At 43.1% G+C, this 1,036-nt stretch carries 1 protein-coding gene and 1 pseudogene; one reads left to right on the forward strand and one right to left on the reverse strand.

The window, feature by feature from the left end; genetic code table 11:
- Positions 1 to 248: pseudogene (locus tag F6K37_RS44220) on the reverse strand (Na-K-Cl cotransporter); the annotation flags it as partial.
- Between the two features lie 240 nt (positions 249 to 488).
- Here F6K37_RS44220 and F6K37_RS44225 point away from each other — a divergent pair.
- Positions 489 to 665 carry a hypothetical protein gene (locus F6K37_RS44225; RefSeq protein ID WP_287257458.1) on the forward strand — a complete coding sequence of 59 codons (177 nt, stop codon included), beginning with the start codon at positions 489 to 491 and terminating at the stop codon, positions 663 to 665.
- Positions 666 to 1,036 lie beyond the last annotated feature (371 nt).

A 1,036-nucleotide genomic window follows, 5' to 3' on the forward strand; every position in this document is an offset into this window, starting at 1 on the left:
CGGTCAGTTGCGATCGCAGAAATAGACAGAGCCGTCAAAAAGGTAATACTGGTGGAGAGGGTAACAATGATTAGGGTACCCACTAAACCAACATTACCAAGTACCCAACCAAAGCGCAGGTACATAATAACCCCCAGGATGGTGAGAATCGAAGGAGTATAGACCCCACCGAATGTTCCCAAACCTGAAGTTTTTTCCTGAGTAGGCTCGACAACAGGAGATGAGCGGCGACCAAACAGTAACTTCATATGTCTAAAACATGAATATAGTGCATTAAGCTAATCTGACTATAGGGAATATGGCATAGGGAACAGAGATTTTGATTCCTTTGTGGTGGGCGAAACGCCCATGAATTTCTGACTTGAAAATAGCCCTGAGGCAAGGAAGTGCGTTAGTCCTCAGTGAAATACCAGAGATGTTCATACTGTGTTGTAAATGAATTTTTGATGGGGGTATAACTGGAAAATTTTTCAAGTCCTTGACAGACAATGCCAGTTGGTGAATTGATCATGGTCCATGAACAACTCCACCAGTTCTACCCCCAAGCCACAGACATTGGAACTCAAGGATGTTACAACGTTGGTAGCCTGGGCTGTTGGTTCAACTTGGATGAATTTCACACCACAGGAATAACTGCTGTCATGGGGTTTTGGGCAAACAAGTAGAAACTGCTAATGGAACGAAGAGAACAGAAACAATAGTCTTTTAATCTGACAGTCTTTTAAGCTGACTACAGAATTAACTTGCTAAATTCCCAACTTTATGCACCCCAATCACGAATTTAAGGCATTTTTTGCTCAATGACCAATTTACCAATATGGGTAATATCAACTCCGGTTAATCACTTCGTTGATCAATCCAGTCTTCAATCTAGCAGCAGTGTGTTATAATTCACCGGAAAATTCTATGTATAGCAGTCGCCAGGGCAGTTAGGACATGACAAAAGTCTCACACCCTTTGTAAGCGATGCAGCGCGGTCTTGGGGGTTTCCCCCATGAGCGACTGCATCAAGAAGCGCAAGAGTTTGACTTCTGAC

The sequence above is a fragment of the Moorena sp. SIO4E2 genome, from assembly GCF_010671945.1.
In the GTDB taxonomy this organism is placed as follows: Bacteria; Cyanobacteriota; Cyanobacteriia; order Cyanobacteriales; family Coleofasciculaceae; genus Moorena; species Moorena producens.

Bases quoted from the DNA above. Each gene is read 5' to 3' on its own strand.
- F6K37_RS44225 (WP_287257458.1), top strand. From the start codon at position 489: ATGCCAGTTGGTGAATTGATCATGGTCCATGAACAACTCCACCAGTTC.